Source organism: Streptomyces sp. NBC_01306 (assembly GCF_026340465.1).
Taxonomy (GTDB): Bacteria; Actinomycetota; Actinomycetes; order Streptomycetales; family Streptomycetaceae; genus Streptomyces.
In genome coordinates, this window is the sequence record NZ_JAPEPC010000001.1 from 1021232 (window position 1) to 1047123 (window position 25892).

Below are 25892 nucleotides of genomic sequence, written 5' to 3' on the forward strand. Positions count from 1 at the left end.
GATCCACGGGATCCACGGGGATCCACAGAGAAGAGGGACCATGTGTCTGGCAGTTCCGGGGCGCGTCCTCAGTACCGCCGAGGTCGACGGCACGTTGATGGCCGATGTCGACTTCGGCGGGGTGCGCAAAGAGGTGTGCCTCCAGTACATCCCGGACGTGACGGCCGGTGAGTACGTCGTCGTACATGTCGGGTTCGCCATTCAGCGGCTCGACGAGGAGTCGGCCCGGCGGACGCTGGCCGATTTCGACAGGCTCGGCATCCTGGAGGAGGAGTTCGGAGACGGTTTCGAACTCGCCGCACGGGCCGGGCAGCAGGAGTTCCCCGAAGGAGTCGGCCGGTGAAGTATCTCGACGAGTTCAGCAACCCCGAGTCGGCCAAGAGGCTGCTCGACCAGATCCACGCGGCGACCACTCGGCCGTGGGCCATGATGGAGGTCTGCGGCGGCCAGACCCATTCGATCATCCGGCACGGCATCGACCAGCTGCTGCCCGACGCCGTCGAGCTGATCCACGGACCGGGCTGCCCGGTCTGTGTCACCCCGCTGGAGATCATCGACCGGGCGCTCGCCATCGCGGCCAGGCCCGGGGTCATCTTCTGCTCGTTCGGTGACATGCTCCGGGTGCCGGGCAGCAGCCAGGACCTGTTCTCGGTGAAGAGCGCCGGAGGGGACGTCCGGGTGGTGTACTCGCCGCTCGACGCGCTGAAGCTGGCCCGGGAGAACCCGGACCGGGAGGTCGTCTTCTTCGGGATCGGCTTCGAGACCACGGCCCCGGCCAACGCCATGACCGTGTACCAGGCCAAGCGCCTGGGGGTACGGAACTTCTCCCTGCTGGTCTCCCATGTCCTGGTGCCGCCCGCGATCTCGGCGATCATGGAGTCCGCCACCTGCCGGGTGCAGGCCTTCCTGGCCGCCGGGCACGTGTGCAGCGTGATGGGCACGGCGGAGTACCCACCGCTGGCGGAGAAGTACCGGGTGCCGATCGTCGTCACCGGCTTCGAGCCGCTGGACATCCTCGAAGGCATCCGGCGCACGGTCGTCCAGCTCGAAGAGGGCCGCCACGAAGTGGAGAACGCCTACCCCCGCGCCGTACGCGAGGAGGGCAACCTGCCCGCCATGGAGATGCTGCGGGATGTCTTCGAGGTGACCGACCGGACGTGGCGCGGCATCGGAATGATCCCGCGCAGCGGCTGGCGGCTGGCGCCCGGTTACGCCGAGTTCGACGCGGAGCAGCGCTTCGACGTGACCGGTATCCATACGGCCGAGTCGGCCCTGTGCCGGTCGGGAGAGGTTCTCCAGGGCCTGATCAAACCGCATGAGTGCGCGGCCTTCGGCAAGGAGTGCACCCCGCGCAAGCCGCTGGGCGCCACGATGGTGTCGTCCGAGGGCGCCTGCGCCGCCTACCACACATACCGCCGACTGGAACTGGTCGAAGCCAAGTGACCGAAGCGATGCAGTCCCCCGCCGAGCTCGACTTCGAGAGCTGGGTCTGTCCGGTCCCGCTGCGCGAGACGCCGTCCGTGGTGATGGGCCACGGGGGCGGCGGCGCGATGTCGGGCGAGTTGATCGAGCATCTGTTCCTGCCCGCGTACGGCGCGGCGGCCGCAGCCGAACTGGGCGACTCCGCCGTGCTGTCGGTCGGTGGCGGCCCCCGGCTCGCCTTCTCCACCGACTCCTATGTGGTGAAGCCGATGTTCTTCCCCGGGGGGTCGATCGGCGACCTGGCCGTGAACGGGACGGTGAACGACCTCGCGATGTCGGGCGCGGTCCCGCTGTTCCTCTCGACGGCCTTCATCCTCCAGGAGGGCACCGCGCTCGATGAACTCGGCCGTATCGCCGAAGCGTTGGGAGCTGCGGCGCGGTCCGCGGGCGTCCAGCTGGTCACCGGGGACACCAAGGTCGTCGACAGCGCCAGCGGCGACGGCGTCTTCATCAACACCTCCGGGATCGGCCTGGTGCCCGACGGCGTCGACATCGGCCCGCGCCGTGCGCGCCCCGGCGACGCGGTGCTCGTCAGCGGTGACATCGGCGTGCACGGGGTGGCGGTGATGAGCTGCCGGGACGGGCTTGAGTTCGGCACGACCGTCGAGAGCGACACGGCAGCGCTGCACGGTCTCGTCGCCGGCATGATCGCCACCGGTGCGGATCTGCATGTACTGCGGGACCCGACCCGTGGCGGTGTCGCGGCCTCACTGAACGAGATCGCCCGCGCTTCGGATGTCGGTATCGAGCTGGTGGAGCGGGAGTTGCCGGTCCCGGAGACGGTGCGCGACGCGTGCAGTCTGCTGGGGCTCGACCCACTGCAGGTGGCCAACGAGGGCAAGCTGATCGCGGTGGTTCCCGGTGAGAGCGCCGACCAGGTCCTCGCGGCGCTCCGCGCCCACCCCCTGGGCCGCTCGGCCTGCCGGATCGGCACCTGCGTCCCGGACCACGCCGGGATGGTGGTGGCCAGGACCGGGCTCGGCGGCAGCCGGGTGGTCGGGCTGCCGATCGGCGAGCAGCTGCCCCGGATCTGCTGAATGAGCGCCGAGGGCGCGCTGCTGTTCGCGCGATACGCCTATCCCCCCAACGAACTCGGCTACTGCGGTCCGGACGACGCCGCGGCGCTGCTGCGCCCCGGCGCGGTGGCCGGGATGGAGGAGCGGGCCCGGCAGTTCGAGGGTGCCTGGTGCTATCTCGAATTCCTGGCGGAGTCCGCGGGCATCCCGGATCCGCTCGACGTCCGGGTGGTGGAGGCGTACTGGATCGGCAACGAGCTGCTGGACCTGGCCGACTCCGGGGCGCTGGTGGACCGCCTCCTCGACCGGTTCCGGGGGCAGCCGGGCGGCACCTGGCGGGAGGCGGCGCACCGGGCCGTCCCCCACCACAGCTTCCAGGTGTTCGACGTGTACCCGTGGGCGGCCCTGCTGCGCGCAGGCGGCAACCCGGTCGCGCTGTCGGTGCTCGACCAGTGCCGTATCCGTACGGGCGTGGTCGTCGGCGTCGACGGTGAGTCGGCGACCGTGGAGTCCCGCCCGCTGAGCTGGGACGGGAAGGTGTTCGTACCGGCGCCGCCCCGGCGGGAACAGGTCCGCTGGTCGACCGACGGCAGATCGCTGATCGCCGGGGTGTCCCCCGGCGACCGGGTGGCGCTGCACTGGGACTGGGTCTGCGACGTGCTCACCGACGACCAGGCCGCGCGCATCGAGTCGATCGAGGACCGGCGGCACGGTGCGGTTCCGGAGGGCGCCGCTTAGCTTATCGTCCATCGCCCGGCTGCTGGCGGTGGCCCGAGCCGGTGCGGCGGACGTCCCGGGCGGCCAGGGCGATCATGACGGCGGGAATGAGAACGTCGTTGGCCAGGATGCCGCCCGTGTTTCCGGCGGCGTGGTCGCCGTTGGCGAACCATTGGTAGACGTGGCCGATCGTGGCTCCCCACAGGAACGCGGCGGCCGCCAGCCCGCTCGTGAGGCGCTCGCGGGGCGACGCGGACGCGCCACGGAAGCCCAGCACGGCGAGGCCGAGGTTGGCGAAGGCGATCTCGAACTGGAACGGCGAGGTGGCGAAGCCGATGGCGTCGGCCATGCCCTTCGGAATCGCCAGGAACGAGATCGTGATCCACAGGCTTCCGATGCCGAGGGCGCCGACCGCCCACCAGCGCTGCCAGATCTCCGCCGCCGACCGGCCCGGGCTGCGGCGACGGCAGCTCAGCAGCGCCCCGAGAGCGGGTACCAGCATGAAGAGAAGCGGAAACGTGGTCCGAACGGCGTAAGGGAGGTTGTCCATGAAATTGAGTGTTGCATGGTTAATATTAACGCTGCAAGTGTCCGGTAGGGTGGACGTATGGACGAAGGACTGGCAGAGCTCCTGTACCGCGTGGTCATGCTGATGGGCGAGGCGAGCCGGCGCCGCTCCGACCCGAACCAGCGCCTTTCCCACAGTCAGCTGCGGCTGCTGGGCACTCTTGAGGAGATCCAACCCGCCACCCAGCACCAGCTCGCCGAGGCGCTGACCCTGTCCGACCCCGCCATCAGCCGCTCCCTGCGCCCACTGGAGGCGCAGGGGTACGTGACAGTCAGGGTCGATCCCGCCCACCGGCGCCGACGCCTGGTCACCCTCACCCCGACGGGCCAGGCGGCCTTCCTGGCCGAGGGCAAGCCCCTGGAGGAAGAACTCCGCACCGCCCTCCTGCAGGCCGGCTTCCCCTACGACCGCTACCTCGCGGAGACCCACCGCCTCGCCGCGCTGCTGACACCCGCGCAGCCACGGCGCGCAGCCACGGCCCGGGGATCAGAAACAGGTTCCTAGCTTGCCGTTTATCCACCTGCGTCGAACGAGCTCGAACTTGTTCGGGTTTCCCCGGTTCACCGGACGTGCGAGAGCCGGGCCCCGATCCTGTGCTCAGGGTTGATTCAGTACGGAGGCCGGGATCGTGGGACTGGTCGAGCACAGCGTCCAACGAGATGCGTTCGCGATGGTGCCGGGGTTCCGATCGGAGCTGTACGCGTGCCTGACAGCGCGGTCGGATGCCCTGTTTGACTTGTGCGACGCGTTGCTGTGCACCGACGGACCGGTCCGCACCCTCGTGGACCTGGCGCTCGCGCCGGAACACCGGCGCGGGCACGGAGCCCTGTACTCCGGGATCAACCGGGGCCGGATCGACGTCGCCCGGCTTCGTCGCGCGCTGGCAGGTGTGCCGTTGCCCCGGGCGAGCGACGGCCGGCTGGTGTTGGCCGTGGACGTCTCCCCGTGGCTGCGGCCGGACGCCGACACCTGCTCGGACCGCTCCTTCTGCCACACCTTCGGCCGCGGCCTGGGCAAGCACCAGATGGTCCCCGGCTGGCCCTACTCGATCGTTGCCGCCCTGGAGACCGGCCGCACGTCGTGGACCGCACTGCTCGACGCGATCCGGCTGGAGCCCGGCGCCGACCTGGCCGCAGTCCGGTCGGCCGCTGTCCGGTCGATCGGCAGCAGCGTGCCGTCCAGCATCACGAACGCCTTGGTGGAGGCAGTCTTCATCGCTTCGGCGAGGGTCGGCGCGAGAGCGGCGGCTGATCGACGAGCTGGTGGGCCGGGCTCAGGCCGAGTGCCTGCAGCTGACCGGCGAAGGCGGGCAGCTCCAGCAGCTGACGAAGCGGCTCCTGGAGTCCGCTCTCGAGGGTGAGATCACCGATCACCTCGGCTATGACAAGCACGATCCGGCGGGGAAGAACGGCGGCAACTCCCGCAACGGCACCCGCGCCAAGACCGTACTGACCGATGTCGGCCCGGTGGAGATCACCGTGCCCCGCGACCGCGACGGCTCCTTTGAACCGAAGATCGTCAAGAAGCGGCAGAAGCGTCTGACCGGCGTCGACGAGATGGTCATCTCACTCGCGGCGAGCCGGTCGTCCACAGACTTCGACGGGGTCGTCTCAGACGGCTCGACGGGCTCGGCCCCGGTCACATTGTTGCTGGTCATCGATGCATCTTCCATGATCGGGAGTTACACCGAACGTTTTACAGTCCCTTCCGTGACGGTCTGCCGACGTAGTGAGTGAACCGTTGGGGCTATCAGGAATCACCATTGATTCCTGATAGCCCCTCGTGACTTATCGCTGCGTCGACAGGAGACGCGCGATCGACTCATGCAGCCAGCACTACATGGTGTGTGCTCCTGTCGGTCATCCGATCGTGCGCGCCGGGCCTTGGCCGTACGGGGTACGTGCTGCGGTGTGCACCCCGGTATCGGGATCGGTGGTGATCGCGGCCCAGAAACCGCGGGGCAGCGTCGGGTCATCGGCGGATCGTGGCGTCACGGCGTGTCCAGCGTCGCGAGCCGCCTCCAGACACGCGTCGGGGAAGCAGTCGTCGATGACTCGGCTGGGCGTCGGCAGTTCGCGGTGGGCCAGTATGGAGGTCACCGAGTCGCCCATGATGATGTCGTGGCCGTGGACCAGCGGGGCATCGACCGCCGCCGCGAGAGGTTGTTCGAGGGCGAGAACGCGGTGCAGACCGAGCACGGTGGCCGGGTGCAGTCCGACGCCGATGCTGCTGCAGGCGAGGACGGGGCGACCCTCGCGCAAGGCAATGGCGGGCTCGACGGGCATGGGGAGGTGGTCCCCGGGGGTGAGTTCGGCGAGGAGCGGCTGCTGGAATGCCGCCGGGTCGGGGAGGGGGATGCCGTCCACGACGATGCCGGTGGTGCCCCACATCGCGGTGTTGATGCTGTGGCACAGTGCGGCGAGGTTGCCCTCGGCGTCGACGGCTAGCACGTAGTCGGAGTGGCTGCCGGTCGAGGGCGAGCCGTCGAGGGCCGTGAGGAATCCGGCCAGGGCGTGCGGGTCCTGTGCGGGTTCGCCGATCTCGGCTGTCTCCAGTCGTGCGAGGTTGGCGAGCAGATTGGTCCCACCGGTGTCCGGGGCGGGCAGGGTCGCGATCTCGTGGCCTGCGAAGGACCCGCGTGCCGGTTCGCCGCAGCGGGCCCGGTAGCCCGCGAGATCCTCCATGCTCGCCTGGCCTCCCTCCCTGCGCACCGCCGATACGAAGTGCTCCGCCCAGGGCCCCTGATACATCCAGTCCGGTCCGTGTTCGGCGAGGGCCGCGGCGGTGGCCGCCAGACGCTGCTGGGTGAAGAGTTCGCCGGCCCGCGGTAGCCGTCCTTGCGCAGCGAATGCGGCGCGGCCCTCGTCGGTGCGGGTGAGGACATCGGCTCGCTGGGCAAGTAGGCGCGAGAGGTGCTCGGTGACTGGGACACCCCGTTCGAGCAGGTACCGCGCGGGTGACCAGAGCTGCTCCCAGGGCAGTCGGCCCGAGCGGGTGTGGGCGGCGTAGGCGCCTGCGATGAATCCGGGGACCAGGGCGGTGCGTCCGCTCGGTTGCGGGGCGGGCGGGATCTCCAGCGGGTGGGTTTCTCCGGCGAAGGTCCTGAATCCGGCGGACACGCTGGTCGTTGCTCCGGTGGCGGCCTCGTGGTGCACCATGCCGAACAGTCCGGCGTAGCTGACCCATGAGCCCAAAGACAGCGCGATCTGGGTGAAGGCGGTAGCCAGCACGGCATCGGTGGCGCTGCCTGCGGCGTCGAGGGTGTAGCGGCCGGCGAGGGTGGCAAAGGGGCCGGTGGACCCGACCAAGGCCCCCGACGTCCCGGTCGCGCAGGCGGAGCGCGGATCGAGTCCGATGTTCCGCCAGTCCAGGGCGTGCGCGCGTTCCCCGGGATCCCAGCCACTGGGGTCGAGCTTGTCAGTCATGTTTAGCGACCTTTCCCTTTTGGAGTGTAGTCTCAATCTGAGACTACACATGGATCAGGAGTTCAAGTGGCGGAGCAAGAGCCCGAGTCAGGGTTGCGCGAAGTGGTTCACCAGCGGGTACGCCTCGGCGTCTTGGCCATCGTCGACCGACGTGGACCGTGCACGTTCTCGCAGTTGCGGGACGCTCTGGGGCAGTCCAACGGCAGCCTGAGCCGCCACCTGGGCGTGCTGGAGGAGCACGGCTACATCACCACGGAGAAGGTGTTCGAGAACCGGCGGCCGCGGACCTGGGTCCGAATGACCGCGGCCGGAGCCGAAGTGTTCCGGGAAGAGCAGGAACTGTTGACCAAGCTGCTCACCACGGCTTCGCAGGAGGCCGGCCGGACCGGAACCGACCCGGACGAGGACCGCGTCGCGGCCATGTCCATCGTGTTCGCAGCCCTGCTCGCCGACGACGACACCGCCGCGGACACCGCCCGGGACGCGCGAGCGGACGGCTGTGGTGAGGACGCGTCCCCGGGCCGGATCGACCACTCGACCCTCCTGCCGACCGACCCGGTGCTGGCCGGGCGGCGCGCGGAGCCGCTGCGTTCCGGGCCCATCAGTGCGCGCTACGACATGCCGGCCGGCTACTCGGGCTTCACCGAACAGCGCGAACAGCGGCTGATGTTGATGAGTCACGGGCTGCGCGGTGGCTGGATCACGTCATGGCCGATCGTCGGCCCAGAGCACAACAGCAGCGCGGAGGACGGGGGTGAGCAGGAGGGCCAGGGCATCGCACACGCGATCGTGGTTGAACTCGGCGGCGCGTCGGACTGCACATCGATCCTCGCGGTCATGAATCCCTCCGCGGTGGACGTCGGCGTGCCGGCAGCCCGCGGCTACCTGCTGCCCGCCAACGAGGACGGAGCACCGGCCACGGCGGTGGCCTGGTTCTCCGTCGGCCGCTACCTCGTCTCGATCGCGGTGGCCGCGCTCGCTGACATCGCCACTGCGGTGATGAAGGACCTCGCGGTCGAGGTGTACCGCCCGCTGTCCACCCGTCACCCCTGACCAACTCCGACTGTCCGTGGAGGGCACGCTCATGACCACCCCAGCCCCGGCCCCCAGTGCCTGGCGCTCGATACTGCTCAACCTCGTCGTCGACGTGGTCCCGTCGATACTGGTCTTCTACGTCCTGCGGGCGTTCGGGATCAGTGACGTGCTCGCCTATCTCGCCGGTTCGGTCGTCCCGCTGGCTCGACTGATCGCCGACCGCCTCCGTGGACGTCCGTTCAACGCGATCTCCGGCCTGATCCTGATCTTCCTCGTGGTGTCGATGGTGCTGGCGCTGGTGACCCACGACGCCCGGGCGGTGATCGCGCGCGGCGGCCTGATCTACCTGGCCCTTGCCGTGGCCGCGGCCGTCTCGGTGCCCACACGCAGCCCGCTGATCTTGCTGATCGCGCGCTACTTCACCATCCGCAACCGGCCCGATGCGGCCCCGCGATTCAACGCGGTCTCCCGCCAACCGCGTGGTCTACGCGCCATGCGGATCCTCACTGTCCTGTGGGCGGTCGCGTTCGGTGTGTCGGCCCTGGCCTGCGTCGCCTTCGCCTACACGCTCCCGGTGACCGTGTCCGCCGCTGTCACCTCGCTCGTCGAGCCGGTCATGGCACTGCTCGTGGCCGTCGGGACAGGGCGGTACATACGTCGGTCACTGGCCCCGCTGTTCAAGGCCGCGGCCACGCCCAGCTCCGACCCGTCGCAGCCCCCGGCTGGCACGTTCGAGGGCGGCTCCGACACACCGATCACACGGCAGTAGCCGACCTGTCACCGCCGCACCCCGACCGTTCCCTGCCCACTCCGAACAGCCACTCCAGGACCGACACACGACTACGCGGCACCCGAAGTCTCGCGTGGTGCCTTCAGCGGGGTCGGCAAGCCCACGGCCACTGTCAGACATGCTTCGTATGCTTCCGCCCATGAGCATGAATGGGGAGTACCTGCGTGTCACACCGGCGGAACTGGACCGGGCCTTGAAGGATCCCGCATGGGCACTGGATCTCGCCGAGGAGATTCAGGACGCGCAGGAAGAGAGCGAGCCCGCCCCCCTCCGAAGCGCTCCACTTCACCACGCACAAGACATGGCACCTGCTGGAGTTCCTTCTGCAACGCTCCGCCTTCCCTGTCGGCATCGTCCACGGCGAGGAGCCCCTCACCACCGATGACTGGGGCTACGGACCGCCGCGATACGTCGCCCCGGACCGAGTGCAGCTCGCCGCTGACATCCTGCAACAGACGACGTATGACCAGCTCATCCAGGATGTTGACCCCTCCGAACTCACCAAGGCCGAGATCTACCCCCAAATCTGGGACTCGCCCGCCTCGATGGAGTGGGCCCGCGACCTGTTCACACCCCTTACCGAGTTCTTCCGGGGTGCCGCATCCACCGGTCACGCGGTGCTCATCTGGCTCGACTGATCCACCCCGGAGCGGCGCCAGACGTTAAACGTCAAGCCTAGCGGGACATGCCCCCGGGGCGCCGCGTCCCCGGTGCTGCGGGCTCGTACGTCAGGACGGGACCCCGGGCGGTACGGCGCCCGCCACCACCTCGCGGACCATGTCCATCAGGGCCCTCGCCCGGTGCGTCTGGCGCACTCCGGCGAGCTGGGCGATCACCAGGTCCAGCGGGGTGTGCGCACTGGCCAGCGGGAGTGCGACGACCTCACCGCCGCTGTACGTCTGGGCCGTGGCCGGCAGCTGGTTGAGCACCGAGAACCCGTGCCCGCGTGCCACCAGCGAGCGCACCGTCTCATAGCTCTGGGTGCGGTGGCGGACGACCGGGCGGGTGCCTGTCGCATTCACCATCGACCAGAAGTAGTCGCGGCTGTACGGCAGATCGAGCAGGACGAGCGGTTCGCCGGCCAGCTCGGCCAGGTCGACCGACTGCCGTCCGGCCAGCCGGTGGCCCGCGGCCACCAGGGCATGGGCCGGCACGGTGGCAACTGTCTCCCGCTGGACCTCGGGGCCGAACCCGAGGTCGTAGGTCAGCGCCCAGTCGATCCGCCCCTCGCTCAACGCCCGGCCGAGCTCGGTCGCTTCGGCCTCCAGCACGGTCACCTCGACGCCGGGGCAGCGGTCGGCGAACTCGGTGAGCAGCGCCGGGAGGAAGAACGGCGCCAGCGTGATGAAGCAGCCCAGCGCCACCGGCCCGGTGAGCTCCGCGCCCGTCCCCTTCGCCTCGTCGGCGACCTCCCTCGCATGGGCCAGGAGCTTCCGGGCCTCGTGCAGCAGACGGCTGCCCGCAGGGGTCGGTGTCAGCCCCTTGGCCCGTCGCCTGAGGAACAGCTGCACGCCGAGCTCGTGCTCCAGATTGGACACGGCCGTGGAGACCGCCGACTGGGCGATGAGCAGGCGTTCGGCGGCGCCCGTCATGCTGCCCGCCTCGGCCGCGGCGACGAAGTAGCGCAGCTGGACCAGGGTGAACGCGACAGGCGGCATGGGCAGTTCCTCTCCTGGAGTTCCGGTCCTGGATCCCGTCCTGGATCCTGTCCTTGAGCCGGTGCGGAGAACCGTATCTCTATTTTCGATGAACCAGTTCCAAAAGATTAGCTTTACTGATGCGGTTCGTTCCTCCCATAGTGGTGGCGCGGCACGCGGCCTCCGCGGGGCGGCGCCGGTGGCTCACAGCTCCGGGCAATCGGTGACCGTGCGCGCGTAACCGGCGATCATCCGCAGCGCGGCCGTGCGGTCCACGGCGGTGTTGCGGCTGACGATGTGCAGGCCGTAGCCGTCCTCCAGGGTCACCAGATTGCGGGCTGTGTCCTGGAGTGGTTCGGTCAGCGTGAAGTCGCCCGCCGCGGCGCCGAGTTCGAGGATCGTCGCGTACAGCGCGGTCTCCCGGGCGAAGAGCGATCCCATGAGCGCGGCGTGCGAAGCGCTGCGGTCGGCCCTGCTGTGCAGTTCGTACAGCAGTCGGTGCGCGGCGTCGTCGGCGTCGGCCGGCAGGCCCGACGCGATGGCTTCGCGCAGCCGTGCCACCGGATCCGCGATGCCGTCCGTACGGCTGTGCCGGTCGGCGAGGAACCGCTCGACAGCACCCTGGTGGACCTCGAAGACGAGGTCGTCGAGGTCCGGGTAGTAGTAGAGCACCGAACCGGCGGAGACGCCCGCCTCGGCCGCGATGTCCTTGATCCGCAGGCCGGCGATGCCTCGTTCGGAAATCGCCCGGCCGGCCGCGTCTATCAGCGCCTCGCGTCGGGCTCCCTGGTTCTTGGGTCGAGCCATGAAGTCATTCTCCGTCCGTCGATTCAAGTTACCTGATCTCAACGTGCCGTTGGTATTGACGGCACCATCCATCATTGTTTGAATCTCGCATCAAAGAATCCGGCCTTGCAGGGCGCGCGCCGAACGGGCGCCGAGGAGGCAGCATGGAACACCACTCGTCGCCCGTCCCGGGCGTCGTGGAGAAGCGCACCATCGACGCCGTCCCCGCCACCGAGCGGCACGGCCGCACCCGCGATCTGTTCACGATCTGGTTCAGCGCGAACCTGGGCCCGCTGACCGTCGTCACCGGCGCCCTCGCCCCGACCGCTTTCGGCCTCTCCTTCCGGTGGAGCCTGGCGGCCCTGCTCGTCGGCCATCTCGGCGGCGGCTTCCTCATGGCCCTGCACTCGGCGCAGGGCCCGCAGCTCGGCGTACCGCAGATGATCCAGAGCCGGGGCCAGTTCGGCTCCGTGGGCGCGCTCGCCGTCGTCCTGGTCGTCATCGTCATGTACCAGGGGTTCTTCGCCTCCAACCTGGTCGTCGGCGCCCAGTCGCTGAGTGAGGTGACCCCGGTCGGACAGCACACGGGTGTGCTGCTCGGCGCCGTGGTCAGCCTGGTCGTCGCCGTGGTGGGGTACCGCCTCATGCACCGGATCGGCGCCCTCACCAGCTGGGTGTTCGGAGCGGTCCAACTCGTCGGCGCCGTATGGCTGTTCGTCGGCGGCCTGCCCGAGGGCTTCCTGACCCGGGGAGGCTTCAGCATCGGCGGGTTCCTGGGCGTGGTCTCCGTCGGCGCGCTCTGGCAGATCGCGTACGCGCCGTACGTCTCGGACTACTCGCGCTACATGCCGGCCGACCGGGCCGGTGTCCGCTCGACGCTCTGGTGCACCTACGCCGGGTGCGTACTCGGCAGTCTGCTCCCCATGGTGGTCGGCGCCGCGATCGGCCTGGCCGGCGGCGACAACCCGATCGCGGCGCTCGACGGTCTGCTCGGGAACACGCTCGGGCAGCTCACCCTGTGGAGCTTCGCCCTGGTCACGATGCTCACCAACTCCATGAACCTGTACGGGGCGGTGCTGTGCGCGGTCACCGCGGTGCAGACCTTCGCGCACCGCTGGCTGCCCCGCGCCACCGGCCGCGCCGTCCTGGGGACGCTGCTCACCGTGCTCTCCGTGTTCCTGGCCCTCAAGCTCGCCGGTTCCTTCATGAGCAGCTATCTCGATCTGATCTACGTCCTGCAGTACGTCCTGATCCCGTGGACGGCGATCAATCTCGTCGACTTCTATCTGATCCGGCACGGCGACTACGACATCGCGTCGTTCTTCGCCAGGGACGGCGGCATCTACGGCCGCTGGAACCCGACAGCCCTGGGTGTCTACGCACTCGGCATCCTCGCCGAGATCCCGTTCATGGCGCAGTCCCTCTACACCGGGCCCGTCGCCCACGCACTCGGCGACACCGACCTCGGCTGGATCGCCGGGCTCGTGGTCACCGTCCCCGTGTATCTGCTGGCCGCCCGGCTGACCTCGCGCAGGCGCCGCCCGGCCGCCGGCACCGAGTCCCCCGGCACAGAGTCCGCCGACGCAGCCGGTGATGAGTCCCCCGACACCACGACACCGCCCGCCTCCCCCGCACCGACCTCCGGAGCCCCGACCGTATGAACACCCTCGCCGACTGGCAGCGGCGCGCCGCAGCCCTCGACATCCGTACCCGCGTCTTCACCGACGGCCGCTGGACCGACGCCGCCGACGGAGCCACTTTCGCCACCGTCGATCCGGCCACCGGCCGGACCGTCGCCGACGTCGCGCAGGGCGGCGCTCCCGAGATCGACGCCGCCGTCCGGGCCGCCCGTACCGCCTTCGATGACGGCCGCTGGTCCCGCACCGACCCCGCCGTCCGCAAACGGGTCCTGCTGCGCCTCGCCGCACTCATCGAGGCGAACGGCCCCGAACTGGCGCTCCTCGACACCCTCGACATGGGCAAACCGATCACCGAGTCGTACGGCACCGACGTACCCGGCGCCGCCGGCTGCTTCGCCTGGTACGCGGAGGCCGCGGACAAGCTGTACGACGAGGTCGCCCCCACCCCGCCGGGCAGTCTCGCGCTCGTCCGGCGCGCACCGCTCGGGGTCGTCGGCGCGGTGGTGCCGTGGAACTTCCCGCTGGACATCGCCACCTGGAAGCTCGCGCCCGCGCTGGCAGCGGGCAACAGCGTCGTACTCAAGCCCGCCGAGCAGTCCCCGCTGTCGGCCCTGCGGCTGGCCGAACTCGCCGCGGAGGCCGGGCTGCCGGACGGGGTGCTCAATGTCGTCCCCGGCCCCGGTCCGACGGCCGGGCGCGCGCTCGGGCTGCACCCGGACGTGGACACCCTGGTCTTCACCGGCTCGACGTCCGTCGGCAAGCAGTTCCTGTCGTACGCGGCCGACTCCAACATGAAGCAGGTGTGGCTGGAAGCCGGCGGCAAGAGCCCCTGCCTGGTCTTCGCCGACGCCGACCTGGACGCCGCGGCGGAGCGCGCCGCGTGGGGCTTCCTCTACAACGCGGGCCAGGTCTGCTCCGCCAACACCCGGCTGCTCGTGGACGCCTCGATCGCCGACGAGTTCACCGAACGGGTCGTCAAGCACACCGCCGACTACGTGCCCGGCGATCCACTCGATCCGGCCACCCGGCTCGGTCCACTGGTCGACGAGCGGCAGGCCGCCCGGATCCTCGGGGCGGTCAACGGATCGGGTGGCCGCATCGCCTGCGGAGGCACCCGCCCCGACCGGGACGGCGCCTACCTGGACCCGACCGTGGTCACCGGTCTCGCCCCGGACGCGCCGCTGGCCCGCGAGGAGCTCTTCGGGCCGGTGCTGACCGTGCTGCCGTTCACCGACGAGGCGGACGCGGTACGGATCGCGAACGACTCCCCGTACGGGCTGGCCGCGTCTCTCTGGACCCGCGACCTCTCCCGCGCCCACCGTGTCGCCGACGCGCTGCGGGCCGGGACGGTCTCGGTGAACACCGTCGACGCGCTGAGTCCTGCCACCCCCTTCGGCGGGTTCAAGCAGTCGGGCTTCGGACGCGATCTCTCCCTGCACTCCTTCGACAAGTACACCGGCCTGAAGACGACTTGGATCGACTACGCATGAACACACGTGTTCTGGACGAGATCGACCGGCGCGCCGACGACCTGGTCAGCCTCACCTGCGACCTGGTGGCCTTCGACACGACCGTGCGTGGCAGCGCGGCCGAACCCGCCCGCGACGAGGCCGACCTCCAGGAGTATCTGGCGGGCCGGCTGCGCGCGGCCGGTGCCACCGCCGACGTCTTCACCCCGGCCCCGGGCGGCCTGCCCGCGTCGCCGCAGACACCGCCCGGCCTCGGCTTCGACGGCCGCCCGCAGCTGATCGCCCGCTTCCCCGGCACGGGCGGCGGCCGGTCGCTGCTGTTCAACGGCCACATCGACGTGGTGTCCGCCGAGCCGCGGTCCGCCTGGACCAGTGATCCGTTCCGCGCCGAGGTCCGCGACGGGCGGCTGTACGGGCGCGGCACCTGCGACATGAAGGGCGGCATCGCGGCGGCGGTCGTCGCCGCCGAGGCGCTCGCCGCCCTCGGTGTCCGGCTCCCCGGCGACCTGCTGATCAACACCGCGACCGACGAGGAGTGGAACGGCGCGGGCACCCTCGCCTCGGTCCACCACGGCGTACGCGCGGACGCCGCGATCGTCCCGGAACCGACCGACCTCGATGTCGTCACCGCGCAGCGCGGCATACTCGGCGGCACCGTCACCGTCGCGGGCCGCCCCGGGCACGCCGAACACCCGCCGGGAGACTGGCGGGCCGGGGGCGCTGTCAACGCCATCGAGAAGACCCTTCCGGTACTCGCCGCCCTCCAGGGGCTGCGCGAACGCTGGGCGGCCGACCCCGCGCACCGGCACCCGCTGCTGCCGCCTCCTTCGATCGTGCCGACCACCATCCGGGGCGGTGAGTGGTGGGTGACCTACCCGGCCTCCTGCGAAGTCGGCCTGGACATCACCTATCTGCCGGTCCAGGCCGACGACGGCGGCTGGGCGAGCCGGGTACGGGACGACATCGAGCGGACGGTACGGGAGGCCTGCGCGGCGGACGGCTGGCTCACCGCGCATCCGCCCCGGTTCGCCTGGGACACCGAACTGCCGCCCGCGGAGGTCGGATCCGGCCACCCGCTGGTCGGCCGGCTCGCCGACTGCGCCACCGCGCTGGGCCGTACGCCCCGGGTGCTCGGCGAACCCTCCTGGACCGACGCGGCGACGCTCACCCGCATCGGCGGCACGCCGGCCGTCTGTCTGGGCCCCACCGCGACCCGGCCCGACGGATCGCCGACCCTCCACACCATCGACGAGTACATCGAGGTCAGCGATCTCGTCGACACCGCGAAGGCGCTGGCACTCGCCGCCGTCGAACTGACCGGCCCCGTCTGACCCGCACCACCGGCCGGCACCCCCCGACCACCTCAGTCACAGCTCCTCAGTCACGAGCAACCCAGTCACCAGCAACCCAGTCACCACCACCTCAGCGCACATGAAGGAAAGGACGCACGGCCATGCCGTTCAGCCACGCCGAACTCGCCGCCACCGACCGGGCGCACATCATCCATCCGTACCTCCCCGGGACCGCCGAGGAGCGGGTCGTGATGACCGGCGGCTCCGGCTGCCGGCTCACGGACGCCGAGGGACGCTCGTACCTCGACGCGACCGGTGGGCTCTGGCTCGCCCAGATCGGCCACGGCCGTGAGGAGGTCGCCCAGGTCGCCTTCGACCAGATGAAGCAGCTGGAGTACTTCACCAGCTTCTGGGAGTTCTCCAACGACAAGGCCGTCGCGCTCGCCGCCCGGCTGGCCTCGCTCGCCCCCGCGGGCCTGGACCACGTCTACTTCACATCGGGCGGCTCCGAGGGCAACGAGGCCGCCATCAAGATGGCCCGCTACTACCACCACCGGCGCGGCGACACCGACCGCACCTGGATCCTGGCCCGCGACAAGGCGTACCACGGCATCGGTTACGGCGGCGGCTCCGCGACCGGATTCCCCGTGTACCACGAGGGGTTCGCCCCGATGATGCCGCATGTCTCGCACCTCACCCCGCCGTGGCCGTACCGCACCGAGCTGTACGGCGGCCAGGACCCCACCGACTTCCTGATCGGTGAACTGGAGGCCCGTATCGCGGAGATCGGGCCCGGCAACATCGCCGCCATGATCGGCGAGCCCATCATGGGCGTCGGCGGGATGCTCGTGCCGCCCGCCGACTACTGGCCGCGGGTCCGCGAAGTCCTGGACCGGCACGGGATCCTGCTCATCTTCGACGAGGTCGTCACCGCCTACGGGCGCGTCGGCGAGTGGTTCGCAGCCCAGCACTTCGGCGTCACCCCCGACATCATCGTCACCGCCAAGGGCATCACCTCCGGGTACATCCCGCTCGGCGCGCTCCTCGTCGCCGACCGGGTGGCCGAGGTGCTGCTGCGCGACCACGGCTTCCCGATGGGCTACACGTACAACGGCCATCCGGTGGCGGCCGCCGTCGCCCTGGCCAACCTCGACATCATCGAACGCGAGGGGCTGCTCGGCCGCGCCGTCACCATGGGCGCCCGGCTGCACGCCGAACTGGACGCGCAACTGGGCCAGTTGCCGATCGTCGGTGAGATCAGGTCGGTCGGCATGATGCTGGCCGTGGAACTCGTCGCCGACCGCGGGACCCGCGCCCCGCTCCCGCTGGATCCCGCCCGGATGCCGCACGACGTCATCCGGCGCGAGACCGGGGTCATCGTCCGCGACTCGGCGCACAGCCTGGTCCTGTCGCCGCCGCTGATCATGACGGACGCCGAGGCCAAGGAGGCGGCGGTGGCGCTGCGTTCGGTCCTGGAGCGCACCCTGCCCACCGGAGAGGTCCAGGCCTGATCACCGGGCGGGACCATCCCGGGCCTCCCTCCGTACGGGAGGCCCGGGATGGTCCCGCCTGCCGCCGGGAACGCCATCAGCCGACCGCAACCGTTCGTCACGTGCCTGCCCGCGGCGCGTGCCAGCAGGAGGACCCCGTGTCTGCACCACCGGCCTCACCCGCACCAGCCGCCGTGCCCCCACCACCCCATCTCTCCCGCAGCCTGCGCCGCTTCGACATCATGGCCATGGGGATCGCCGCCGTCATCTCCTTCGACGTGGTCGGCCAGATCGCCACCGGCGGCGGTGAGGCGGTCACCTGGACCGCCGTCATCGCGCTCCTCTTCCTCGTCCCGTACGCGCTGCTCTTCGCGGAGACCGGCGCCGCCTTCCCGCAGGAGGGCGGCCCCTATGTCTGGGTCAAGCTCGCCTACGGCAAGGCGACGGCCGCGCTCACCACACTCTTCTACTGGGTCACCAACCCGGTCTGGCTGGGCGGTTCGCTGGTCTTCGCCGCTTCCGACGCGTGGAACAGCTATGTGTCGCACCTGGGCAGCGGCACCTTCGCCGACTACGTCTTCAAGCTCGCCTTCATCTGGGCCTCCATCCTGACCGCAGTCGTCTCACTGCGCCGCGGCAAATGGATCACCACCGCCGGTGCGGTCGTCAAGGTGGGCTGTGTGCTCCTGTTCACCGGAACCGCCCTGGCCTACGGCCTGCGGCACGGTTTCGCGGGCCTGCACCACGCCCGGTTCACCCCGACCACCGCGGGGTTCCTGGCCCTGGTCCCCGTCCTGCTCTTCGCGTACGTGGGCTTCGAGGCCCCGAACGCGGCCGGTGACGAGATGCACGACGCCAAGCGGGACGTCCCTGTCTCCATCGCGGTCTCCGCGTCCGTCGCGACCTGCTGCTATCTGCTGCCCGTGCTCGCCATCCTGTCCGTGGCACCCGCCGACAAGGTCACCGGCATCGGCGGGTTCATGGAAGCCGCGGCCCTGGTCTTCGGGGTGTACGGCTCCTGGAGCGGCCCGCTGCTGACCGCGGCCGGGGTGATGTTCGCCTTCGCGCTGCTCACCCAGGGCAGCGCCTGGATGATCGTCAGCGACCGTATGCAGGCCATGGCGGCGGCCGACGGCGGGTTCTTCGGCCGCTCGCTCGGCGCCTTCCACCGCGGGCTCGGCACCCCGGTACGGATGAATCTGGTGTCGGGGATCACCGCCACGTTCTTCATGATCGCCGCGACGAACCTCGTACGGGGGGACAGCGCGGCGGTCTTCGGTGTCGTCCTCACCGTCGCCATCACCACGCTGCTGCTCTCCTACCTGGTCGTCGTGCCGGCGCTCGTCACCCTGCGCCACCGCCACCGCGAAGCCCCCCGCCCCTACACCGTGCCCTTCGGCAATGCGGGCTTCCGGGTCTGCGCGGTCCTCGTCTACGTCTGGATCCTGCTCGGCTCCTGGGTCGCCCTCTTCCCCGGCACCCTGGAAGCGGTCCTCGGCGTCGGCTACGACTTCCGGCACACCTGGGGCGTCACGCGCACCACGTTCGAGGCGTTCACGCTCGGCACGGTGCTGCTCCTGCTCGCCATCGGCGCACTCGGCCGGGGCGTGGGCGCGATCCGGGACCGTGCGACGCGTACCGAGGAGGGCTCCGACGCCTCCGGGTCCACCGCGCGCGTCCACACCACTGCCCCGTAGCACCTCTGTCCGCAGCACCGCTGTCCGTAGCACCGGGGTGACGGCACGCCGGGAGCGCAGGAAGTCCCGGACATGCCGGGCACCGGCGGACGCCGCAGTGGCGGGCGGGGCAGGTTCACGCCCGCGCCCGCCCGCAGTGCGATGTCACGAGGAAGTAACCCGCTGGAAACCCTTGACGTACCCCTGGCACGTTCTTAGCCTCACTGAGTAGTTCCACTCGCTTTTCCAGTCAGTTGAGTTCACTTGCTGCGGCCTTTCGCAGTGTTTTGACAGGCACAGACATAGACCACCTGTCGGTGGTTTCGTCGTGCCTGTTTTTCTGTGCTCCCGTGCCGCCGATGGGTCTTCCTCAAAGGCGGATTCATGGCACAACGTCCGAGCGTCAAGGGTGTCGCCGACGTCGTTGCGCTCATCGACGGGCTGGGAAAGATATCCGGCCGGGCGCAAGTGATCTGGTTCCTCGTGTTCGGCGGGCTGTTCCTCGACGCCTATTCGAACGCGGCACTGAGCGCGGGACTGGGACCGATGACGGCCCAGATGGAGCTGTCCAGCACCCAGATCTCGATCCTCACCGCGACCGCCCCGGCCCTGGCGATCATCTTCAACCCGGTCGGCGGCTGGCTCGCCACCCGTATCGGCCGGGTCCCCCCGCTGCTCATCGCCAAGGCGTTCGCCATCGGGGGCGCTCTGCTCGCCGCGTTCGCCGGTGGCTTCACCGTGGTCTGGCTGGGCCGGGTCCTGGTCGGCATCGCGTACGGCATCGACTTCGCCGTCGCCATGGCGCTGCTCGCCGAGTACACCCCCGCCAAGTTCGGCGGCCGGCTGAACCTCTGGCAGGCCGTCTGGTACGCCGCCTCCACCAGCAATCTGGCGCTCGCCCTGGTCTTCTTCAATCTGGACGCGGGCGCGGACATCTGGCGCTGGTCCGTCGGATCGGGCGCCGTCGTCGCCGGTGTGCTGCTGATCTCCCAGTGGGCGATGCTCTCGGAGAGCCCCACCTGGCTCGCGAGCAAGGGCAGGCTGGAAGAGGCCGTGCACAACCTGGACCGGATCTTCCGGATCAAGGCCGTCGCGGGGAAGCCCGACGAGGCCACCCGCGCCGCCACCGCCGCCCCCGCCATCGGTATGCGCCAGGCCGGGCTGCTCTTCAAGGGCGACTATCTGCCGCGCACCGTCCTCTCCTCCGCGATCTCGCTCGGGCAGTCGATGCAGTACTTCGCGGTCGGCTGGTACCTCCCGCTGATCAGTCTGACGATCTTCGGCGAGAGCTTCGAGAAGGCCACCGTCGGATCGATGGTGTTCAACGCCTTCGGCATCGTGGGCGGGCTGCTGTCCGCGTACTTCGGCCGCCGGCTCGGGCTGCGCCTCAGCTCCGCCGCCGGTTTCGCCGGGGTCTTCGTCGCGCTGCTCGCGATGGGGCTGACCTTCGGGAAGGTCCCCACGGCGGTGGCGTTCCTGCTGCCCGTGCTCTTCATCCTCTGCCACTCCGCGGGCCCCGGCGCCAACGGCAAGTCCATCGCGGCCCTCTCGTACAGCAGCGACGTCCGCGCGCTGGGCACCGGGGTCACCGGGATGGTGGGCAGCTTCGGCAGTGTCGTCGGGCTGTACGTCTTCCCGCAGATCAAGGACTCGCTGGGGCTCGCCCACACCTTCCTGGTGCTGTCCGTCGTACCGCTGCTCGGCCTGATCACCTGCCTGGCGATCCGTTGGGACCCGACGAAGGCCGGATCACCCGACGAGGCGCCCGGCCCCGCCGGTACGGACGCCGTGGCGCAGGCCGGCCCGCCCGAATCCCCGGAATCCGTGACCGCGCGCTGACCGGCCGCTCAGGCAGCCGCATCACACGATGGTCCCTCCCCCGGCTCGCGCAGCAGCGAGCGCGCACAGCCGCCAAGCTCGAAACGAAAGGGCCGCAATGACGCAGACGCCCCCCAGCGCCGCCGCACGGCGCGGTGTGCTGGCCGTCGACGAAGGCACCACGGGCACCCGGGCCGGAGTCGTCCTCGACTCCGGCGCCGCGCACGAGGTGTTCTACCGGTCGATAGAGGTCAGCCATCCTGACGACCTCTCGGTCGAGCAGGATCCGATGGAGATCCTCACCGCCACCCTCGACGTCGCGCGGCAGACCGTGCGCCGGGCCCGCGAGGACGGCATCGAGATCGCCGCGGTGGCCCTCTCCACCCAGCGGGCGACCGCGGTGCTCTGGGACCGGATCACCGGGCGGCCGCTGCTGCCCGCGCTGGTGTGGCAGGACCGCAGGTACGCGCAGGAGCTCGGCGCGTACGAGGCGGAGTGGGACTCCGTGCTGATGGCCCGGCAGGGCCGGCCGGTCGGCGCCCGCGCGCCGTTCCTCTGGGCCGCGCGGCAGATCGCCGCGCATCCGGAGGTGGCCGCCGCGCACCGCGAGGGCAGGCTGCTCTTCGGCACCGTGGACACCTGGCTGATCTGGTCGCTGACCGGCGGCGCCTGCCACGCCACCACACCCACCAGCGCGGCCTCCACCGGCGGCTATCTGCTCACGGAGCACGCCTGGGACAAGGAGTGGATCAGCCGGCTCGGCTTCCCGCTCGACCTGCTGCCGGAACTCCGCTCCGACGACGCCGGGTTCGGCACGACCGACCCGGCCGCCCTCGGTATCGCCGTACCACTGGCCGCCTCGATGGGCGACCAGCACGCGGCCCTGCTCGCGCTCGGTGGCCTCACTGCCGGGCAGGGCATGATCATGTACGGGACGGGCGCCTTCGTGGACGCCGCGACCGGCACCACACCCGCCCTGCCCCGGCCGGAGATCTCGGGGGTGCTCGCCCAGCCCGCCCGGCGGCAGGGCGGCACCAGCCACTTCAGCCTGGAGGCCTACACCTCCACGGCGGGTTCCGCACTGCGCTGGCTCTGTGACGACCTGGGGCTCTTCGCTTCGCCGAAGGAGCTCGGCGAGGAGGCGGGCCGGGTGCCCACCCGGCCGGGCCGCACCCCGCGTTTCGTGCCCGCGCTCGCCGGGGTACGGACGCCGGTCTGGCATCCGGAGGCCACCGCCGCCCTCACCGGGCTGACCCTCGCGACCACCCGCGCCGACCTCGCCCGCGCCGTACTCGACGGGATCGCGCACTCCGTCTGCGACCTGATCGACGGGATCGCCGGCACCATGGGCGCGCCGTTCACCCGGCTCCGGGTGGGCGGCGGGGTGTCGGGGAGCGATCCGCTGATGCAGATCCAGGCCGACCTGACCGGGCTTCCGTTGGAGCGGGTCTGCGGCTCCTCCACCGCCAGCCTGCGCGGCACCGCGTATCTGGCCGGGGTCGCCCGGGGCCTGTGGTCCTCACTCGACGAGGTCGTCGAGGCCCAGCCGCCCGGCCGGACCTTCACGCCGTCGATCGGTGCGGGCGACCGCGCCGGCCAGCGGTCGGCCTGGCGGTCCGTGCTGATCAGCCACCTCAAGGACCCCGCACTGAAACCGCACACCCCCCACCAGCAGCACTGACAGCGCTGACAGCTGACGGCACTGACAGCACTGACAGCGCCGACAGCCCGCGCCGTCACCCGGCGGCCGGTACGACCACACGGCCGCCGCACCGAAACACCAGGAGTTGATGTTGTGATCACCATGCCCGCCCGGAAGCCACGGCGCAGTGCCGCGGCCACCCGTGAGAAACCCCTGCTGCTCGACCGCGCTGCGGCCAAGCGGCGGCTGGCCGACGACACCTACGACGTGGTCGTCATCGGCGGCGGCATCACCGGCGCCTACGCCGTACTCGACGCGGTCTCGCGCGGGCTGCGCGCGGCGCTCGTCGAGAAGGACGACTTCGCGTCCGGCACGTCGTCCAAGTCGTCGAAGATGGTGCACGGCGGCCTGCGCTACATCGAGCAGGGCAACGTCAACCTCGTACGCCACTCCCTGCTGGAGCGGCACCGGTTCCGCAAGAACGCCCCGCACCTGGTGCACCGGCTGCCGTTCCTCTTCCCGATCCTGGAGAAGGAGGGCATCTTCGACGCCCGGCTCGCCAAGGGTTTCGAGGGGCTGCTCTGGACGTACGACCTGGTCGGCGGCTGGCGGATCGGCAAGCTGCACCAGCGGCTCTCGGTACCGGAGGTCCTCGCGCAGGCGCCGACGCTGCGCGCGGAGAACCTCCGGGGCGGGCTGATGTACTTCGACGCCCGCACCGACGACGCCCGGCTCGTCCTGACCATCGTCAGGACCGCCGCGGCGCTCGGCGCGACCGTGCTCAACGGGGTCAGGGCCGACGGCCTCCTGATGCAGGGGGGCAGGGTTTCCGGGGCCCGGGTCTCCGTGGACGGCGACAGCTTCGACATCCGGGCGCGGGCCGTCGTCAACGCCACCGGGGTGTGGACCGACGAGCTGGACGCGAAGGCCGACGACGGCCACCAGCCGCAGGTCCGCCCGGCCAAGGGCGTGCACATCGTGGTGCCGTGGGAGAAGGTGCGGATCAACTGCACGGTGACCGTGCCGATTCCGGGCCGGGCCCGCCGTGCCACCTGCACCCGCTGGGGCAACAGCGTCGTCCTCGGCACCACCGACGAGGACTACCGGGGCTCGCCCGACGACGTGCACTGCACACGCCAGGAGATGGACTTCCTGCTGGAGGGCGCCAACACGGCGTTCGAGGGGAAGCTCACCCCCGACGACGTGGTCGGCTCCATCGGCGGGCTGCGCCCGCTGGTCGGCGGCAAGGAGGGCGCGACGCTCGACATGCGCCGCGACCACCACATCACCGTCGGGCGCACCGGCATGGTGACGGTGACCGGCGGCAAGCTCACCACCAGCCGCCACATGGGCGAGCTGGTCATCGACAAGGTGATGGCGGTGCTGGGCCGCAAGGGCTCCAGCCGTACGACGAACCTGCCGCTGCTCGGCGGCGCGGGCTACGACGCCGAGGCCGTCGCCGCGTCCGGTGGCATCGCCGCACACCTGGGCGAGCGCTTCGGCACGGAGGCCCGCTTCGTCGGTGACCTCATCCAGGACGACCCGTCGCTGGCGGAGCCGATCGTCGCGGGCCTCCCGTACACCAGGGCGGAGGTCGTCTACGCGGCCCGCGCGGAGCTGGCCCGGTCCGTCGACGACGTCCTCTCCCGCCGCACGCGCGCGCGGCTCTTCGCCCGGGACGCCTCCGCGGATGCGGCGGGCGCCGTGGGCGCGATCCTCGGCCGGGAACTGAACCTCACGGAGGCGGAGGTCGAGCGCTCCGTCGCCGACTACCTCGCAGCCGTCCGTCACGAAAAGTCCGTACTCCTCGAAGGGGCAACAGCATGATCAGCCGTCAGACCATCACCCACCCGTTCAACCGGGGCAACTACACCGTCGGCGCGCCGAGTTTCGCCAAGTGGGCGCAGAACACCCCGGTCGGCGAAGGCGAGGCCGCGCTCCAGGTCGATCCGGTGGCGGTGCCGGAGACCGTGATCGAGGCGCTGCGCGAAGCCGCCCACGCCGTGCACACCACCCGCGAGGAGGTCGTCACCCGGACCCGCGACTGGTGGGCCGGTTCGATGATCGGCGAGACAGAAGGCCGCCCTGCGACACCGGACGCGGTGGTCGTCGAGGCCGCGGACGCCGAGCAGATCGCCGCCGTCCTGCGGATCTGCCACGCGGCGGGCATTCCCGTCACACCGTCCGCGGGCCGCTCGAACGTCACCGGCGCGGCACTGCCCGTCTTCGGCGGTGTCGTCCTGGACGTGTGCGCGCTGAACCGGATCACCGGCTTCGACGCGGAGTCGAACGTCGTGGACGTCGAGGCCGGGATGTTCGGCGACCTCTTCGAGAAGCAGCTCCAGGAGGAGTACGGCGTCACGACCGGCCACTGGCCCTCCGCGTTCGCCGTCTCCACGGTCGGCGGCTGGATCGCCTGCCGGGGCGCCGGGCAGCTCTCCACCCGCTACGGCAAGATCGAGGACATGGTCGTCGGTGTGGACGTCATCCACGCCGACGGCACCCGTGCCACCTACGGCGACTACGCGCGCGCCGCCGTCGGCCCCGACCTGCGCCAGCTGTTCATCGGCTCGGAGGGCACGCTCGGGGTGATCGTCTCCGCACGGCTGCGGGTGCACCCGCTGCCGGAGTACGCGAACGCGGTGGCATACGGCTTCGCTTCCTTCGCGGAGGGCCTGGACGCGTGCCGCGAGATCATGCAGCGCGGTGCGACCCCGGCCGTCCTGCGGCTGTACGACGCCCTGGAGTCCGGCACCCACTTCGGCCACCCGGAGACCAATCTGCTGCTGATCGCCGACGAGGGCGACCCGGCGATCGTCGACGCGTCGATCAAGGTGGCGGCGGAGGTCTGCGCGGCGTACGGCCCCGAGCTGGACTCCAAGGCGGTCTTCGAGCGCTGGCTGGACGAGCGGATGCTGGTCGGCAAGTCGGCGGACGGCTTCAAGCCCGGCCCAGGCTTCGTCGCCGACACCCTGGAGATGGCCGCGTCCTGGACCTCCCTGCCGGTGATCTACGACGAGGTGGTGGCCGCGATCCAGTCGGTGCCGGGCACACTGGCCGCGTCGGCCCACCAGTCCCACGCGTACACCGACGGTGCCTGCGTCTACTTCTCGCTGCGCGGCGACGTGGCGCCTGAAGCGCGCAGGGACTGGTACCGCTCGGTGTGGGACGCGGCCAACGCGGTCCTCATCGCGCACCGGGCCGCGCTCAGCCACCACCACGGCTGCGGGCTGCTGCGCGGCCCCTACCTGCAGGAATCTCTCGGCGCCGGGTTCACGACCTTCGTCGCGGTCAAGAACGCACTGGACCCGGCGGGCATCCTCAACCCTGGCAAACTGGGCCTTCCCAGCCGTTTCGGCACGTCTCCGCTGAACTGACGTCAGCAGCCGTGCTCCGCCGATCCGTCCCA

At 70.6% G+C, this 25892-nt stretch carries 22 protein-coding genes and 3 pseudogenes; 20 read left to right on the top strand and 5 right to left on the bottom strand.

Features of this window, described 5'->3' with window-relative positions; translation table 11 throughout:
- Positions 1-40 precede the first annotated feature (40 nt).
- Genes OG385_RS04450 through OG385_RS04465 form a run of 4 tightly spaced genes read left to right on the top strand, consistent with a single transcriptional unit; the run spans position 41 to position 3236 of the window.
- Positions 41-343 (top strand): HypC/HybG/HupF family hydrogenase formation chaperone, encoded by a 303-nt coding sequence (locus OG385_RS04450; protein WP_266852026.1) that lies wholly within the window; start codon positions 41-43, stop codon positions 341-343.
- The gene (hypD, locus tag OG385_RS04455) at positions 340-1443 is read left to right on the top strand and encodes a hydrogenase formation protein HypD (RefSeq protein WP_266852028.1); all 1104 of its coding nucleotides are present in this window, start codon (positions 340-342) and stop codon (positions 1441-1443) included. Before OG385_RS04450 ends, hypD begins: the two co-directional genes overlap by 4 nt.
- 8 nt (positions 1444-1451) lie before the next feature.
- Complete coding sequence (hypE, locus tag OG385_RS04460; RefSeq protein ID WP_266860624.1) at positions 1452-2519, top strand: hydrogenase expression/formation protein HypE; 1068 nt, start codon at positions 1452-1454, stop codon at positions 2517-2519.
- Positions 2520-3236, top strand: coding sequence for a DUF6390 family protein (locus tag OG385_RS04465; protein WP_266852029.1), 717 nt, complete (start codon positions 2520-2522; stop codon positions 3234-3236).
- A gap of 1 nt (position 3237) precedes the next feature.
- On the opposite strand, the gene OG385_RS04470 is transcribed toward OG385_RS04465, so the two are convergent.
- Entirely contained in the window at positions 3238-3765 is a 528-nt protein-coding gene (locus OG385_RS04470; protein WP_266852031.1) for a DUF6790 family protein, read from the bottom strand.
- Between the two features lie 57 nt (positions 3766-3822).
- Between OG385_RS04470 and OG385_RS04475 the strand changes: the two genes are divergently transcribed.
- Positions 3823-4287, top strand: coding sequence for a MarR family winged helix-turn-helix transcriptional regulator (locus OG385_RS04475; protein WP_266852033.1), 465 nt, complete (start codon positions 3823-3825; stop codon positions 4285-4287).
- A 166-nt stretch (positions 4288-4453) separates the two neighbouring features.
- Positions 4454-4939: pseudogene (locus tag OG385_RS04480) on the top strand (transposase); the annotation flags it as partial.
- On the opposite strand, the pseudogene OG385_RS04485 reads toward OG385_RS04480, so the two are convergent.
- Positions 4921-5028: pseudogene (locus OG385_RS04485) on the bottom strand (IS5/IS1182 family transposase); the annotation flags it as partial. The pseudogenes OG385_RS04480 and OG385_RS04485 sit on opposite strands and share 19 nt — an antisense overlap.
- A 2-nt stretch (positions 5029-5030) precedes the next feature.
- Here OG385_RS04485 and OG385_RS04490 point away from each other — a divergent pair.
- Positions 5031-5360, top strand: a pseudogene (locus tag OG385_RS04490) (transposase); the annotation flags it as partial.
- A 282-nt stretch (positions 5361-5642) separates the two neighbouring features.
- Here OG385_RS04490 and OG385_RS04495 read toward each other — a convergent pair.
- A complete protein-coding gene (locus OG385_RS04495; RefSeq protein ID WP_266852034.1) occupies positions 5643-7208 on the bottom strand; it encodes a gamma-glutamyltransferase in 1566 nt (521 codons plus the stop codon).
- 66 nt (positions 7209-7274) lie between these two features.
- Between OG385_RS04495 and OG385_RS04500 the strand changes: the two genes are divergently transcribed.
- The 4 genes from OG385_RS04500 (at position 7275) to OG385_RS04515 (ending at position 9671) form a co-directional block, all read left to right on the top strand.
- The gene (locus OG385_RS04500; protein WP_266852036.1) at positions 7275-8261 is read left to right on the top strand and encodes a transcriptional regulator; all 987 of its coding nucleotides are present in this window, start codon (positions 7275-7277) and stop codon (positions 8259-8261) included.
- A gap of 31 nt (positions 8262-8292) precedes the next feature.
- Complete coding sequence (locus OG385_RS04505; RefSeq protein WP_266852038.1) at positions 8293-9012, top strand: VC0807 family protein; 720 nt, start codon at positions 8293-8295, stop codon at positions 9010-9012.
- Between the two features lie 166 nt (positions 9013-9178).
- The gene (locus OG385_RS04510) at positions 9179-9418 is read left to right on the top strand and encodes a DUF1877 family protein (RefSeq protein WP_266860626.1); all 240 of its coding nucleotides are present in this window, start codon (positions 9179-9181) and stop codon (positions 9416-9418) included.
- Positions 9357-9671, top strand: coding sequence for a DUF1877 family protein (locus OG385_RS04515; protein WP_266860628.1), 315 nt, complete (start codon positions 9357-9359; stop codon positions 9669-9671). Before OG385_RS04510 ends, OG385_RS04515 begins: the two co-directional genes overlap by 62 nt.
- Before the next feature lie 90 nt (positions 9672-9761).
- On the opposite strand, the gene OG385_RS04520 is transcribed toward OG385_RS04515, so the two are convergent.
- On the bottom strand, positions 9762-10691 hold the full coding sequence (locus OG385_RS04520) for a LysR family transcriptional regulator (protein WP_266852040.1): 930 nt from the start codon (positions 10689-10691) through the stop codon (positions 9762-9764).
- Between the two features lie 183 nt (positions 10692-10874).
- A complete protein-coding gene (locus OG385_RS04525; RefSeq protein ID WP_266852042.1) occupies positions 10875-11477 on the bottom strand; it encodes a TetR/AcrR family transcriptional regulator in 603 nt (200 codons plus the stop codon).
- A gap of 143 nt (positions 11478-11620) precedes the next feature.
- Between OG385_RS04525 and OG385_RS04530 the strand changes: the two genes are divergently transcribed.
- The 9 genes from OG385_RS04530 (at position 11621) to OG385_RS04570 (ending at position 25860) form a co-directional block, all read left to right on the top strand.
- Positions 11621-13117, top strand: a complete 1497-nt coding sequence (locus OG385_RS04530; RefSeq protein ID WP_266852044.1) for a cytosine permease — start codon at positions 11621-11623, stop codon at positions 13115-13117.
- A complete protein-coding gene (locus tag OG385_RS04535) occupies positions 13114-14586 on the top strand; it encodes an aldehyde dehydrogenase (RefSeq protein ID WP_266852046.1) in 1473 nt (490 codons plus the stop codon). Before OG385_RS04530 ends, OG385_RS04535 begins: the two co-directional genes overlap by 4 nt.
- Complete coding sequence (locus OG385_RS04540; RefSeq protein ID WP_266852048.1) at positions 14583-15896, top strand: ArgE/DapE family deacylase; 1314 nt, start codon at positions 14583-14585, stop codon at positions 15894-15896. The genes OG385_RS04535 and OG385_RS04540 overlap by 4 nt, the downstream gene beginning before the upstream one ends.
- A 122-nt stretch (positions 15897-16018) precedes the next feature.
- On the top strand, positions 16019-17368 hold the full coding sequence (locus OG385_RS04545; protein WP_266852049.1) for an aspartate aminotransferase family protein: 1350 nt from the start codon (positions 16019-16021) through the stop codon (positions 17366-17368).
- A gap of 137 nt (positions 17369-17505) precedes the next feature.
- Positions 17506-19044, top strand: coding sequence for an APC family permease (locus tag OG385_RS04550; RefSeq protein WP_266852050.1), 1539 nt, complete (start codon positions 17506-17508; stop codon positions 19042-19044).
- A 363-nt stretch (positions 19045-19407) separates the two neighbouring features.
- Positions 19408-20862 carry an MFS transporter gene (locus OG385_RS04555; RefSeq protein WP_266852051.1) on the top strand — a complete coding sequence of 485 codons (1455 nt, stop codon included), beginning with the start codon at positions 19408-19410 and terminating at the stop codon, positions 20860-20862.
- A gap of 97 nt (positions 20863-20959) precedes the next feature.
- A complete protein-coding gene (locus tag OG385_RS04560) occupies positions 20960-22522 on the top strand; it encodes an FGGY family carbohydrate kinase (protein ID WP_266852053.1) in 1563 nt (520 codons plus the stop codon).
- Positions 22523-22636: 114 nt separating this feature from the next.
- Positions 22637-24310 carry a glycerol-3-phosphate dehydrogenase/oxidase gene (locus OG385_RS04565; protein WP_266852054.1) on the top strand — a complete coding sequence of 558 codons (1674 nt, stop codon included), beginning with the start codon at positions 22637-22639 and terminating at the stop codon, positions 24308-24310.
- Entirely contained in the window at positions 24307-25860 is a 1554-nt protein-coding gene (locus OG385_RS04570) for an FAD-binding oxidoreductase (protein WP_266852056.1), read from the top strand. The genes OG385_RS04565 and OG385_RS04570 overlap by 4 nt, the downstream gene beginning before the upstream one ends.
- Positions 25861-25892: the final 32 nt, after the last annotated feature.

Excerpts from the sequence above, each read along its gene's own strand:
- OG385_RS04465 (WP_266852029.1), top strand. The coding sequence starts at position 2,520 with ATGAGCGCCGAGGGCGCGCTGCTGTTCGCGCGATACGCCTATCCCCCC.
- OG385_RS04450 (WP_266852026.1), top strand. The coding sequence starts at position 41 with ATGTGTCTGGCAGTTCCGGGGCGCGTCCTCAGTACCGCCGAGGTCGAC.
- OG385_RS04545 (WP_266852049.1), top strand. The coding sequence starts at position 16,019 with ATGCCGTTCAGCCACGCCGAACTCGCCGCCACCGACCGGGCGCACATC.
- OG385_RS04560 (WP_266852053.1), top strand. The coding sequence starts at position 20,960 with ATGACGCAGACGCCCCCCAGCGCCGCCGCACGGCGCGGTGTGCTGGCC.
- OG385_RS04475 (WP_266852033.1), top strand. The coding sequence starts at position 3,823 with ATGGACGAAGGACTGGCAGAGCTCCTGTACCGCGTGGTCATGCTGATG.
- OG385_RS04525 (WP_266852042.1), bottom strand. The coding sequence starts at position 11,477 with ATGGCTCGACCCAAGAACCAGGGAGCCCGACGCGAGGCGCTGATAGAC.
- OG385_RS04510 (WP_266860626.1), top strand. The coding sequence starts at position 9,179 with ATGAATGGGGAGTACCTGCGTGTCACACCGGCGGAACTGGACCGGGCC.
- OG385_RS04470 (WP_266852031.1), bottom strand. The coding sequence starts at position 3,765 with ATGGACAACCTCCCTTACGCCGTTCGGACCACGTTTCCGCTTCTCTTC.
- OG385_RS04505 (WP_266852038.1), top strand. The coding sequence starts at position 8,293 with ATGACCACCCCAGCCCCGGCCCCCAGTGCCTGGCGCTCGATACTGCTC.
- OG385_RS04495 (WP_266852034.1), bottom strand. The coding sequence starts at position 7,208 with ATGACTGACAAGCTCGACCCCAGTGGCTGGGATCCCGGGGAACGCGCG.
- hypE (WP_266860624.1), top strand. The coding sequence starts at position 1,452 with ATGCAGTCCCCCGCCGAGCTCGACTTCGAGAGCTGGGTCTGTCCGGTC.
- OG385_RS04530 (WP_266852044.1), top strand. The coding sequence starts at position 11,621 with ATGGAACACCACTCGTCGCCCGTCCCGGGCGTCGTGGAGAAGCGCACC.
- OG385_RS04555 (WP_266852051.1), top strand. The coding sequence starts at position 19,408 with ATGGCACAACGTCCGAGCGTCAAGGGTGTCGCCGACGTCGTTGCGCTC.
- OG385_RS04535 (WP_266852046.1), top strand. The coding sequence starts at position 13,114 with ATGAACACCCTCGCCGACTGGCAGCGGCGCGCCGCAGCCCTCGACATC.
- OG385_RS04520 (WP_266852040.1), bottom strand. The coding sequence starts at position 10,691 with ATGCCGCCTGTCGCGTTCACCCTGGTCCAGCTGCGCTACTTCGTCGCC.
- OG385_RS04540 (WP_266852048.1), top strand. The coding sequence starts at position 14,583 with ATGAACACACGTGTTCTGGACGAGATCGACCGGCGCGCCGACGACCTG.
- OG385_RS04570 (WP_266852056.1), top strand. The coding sequence starts at position 24,307 with ATGATCAGCCGTCAGACCATCACCCACCCGTTCAACCGGGGCAACTAC.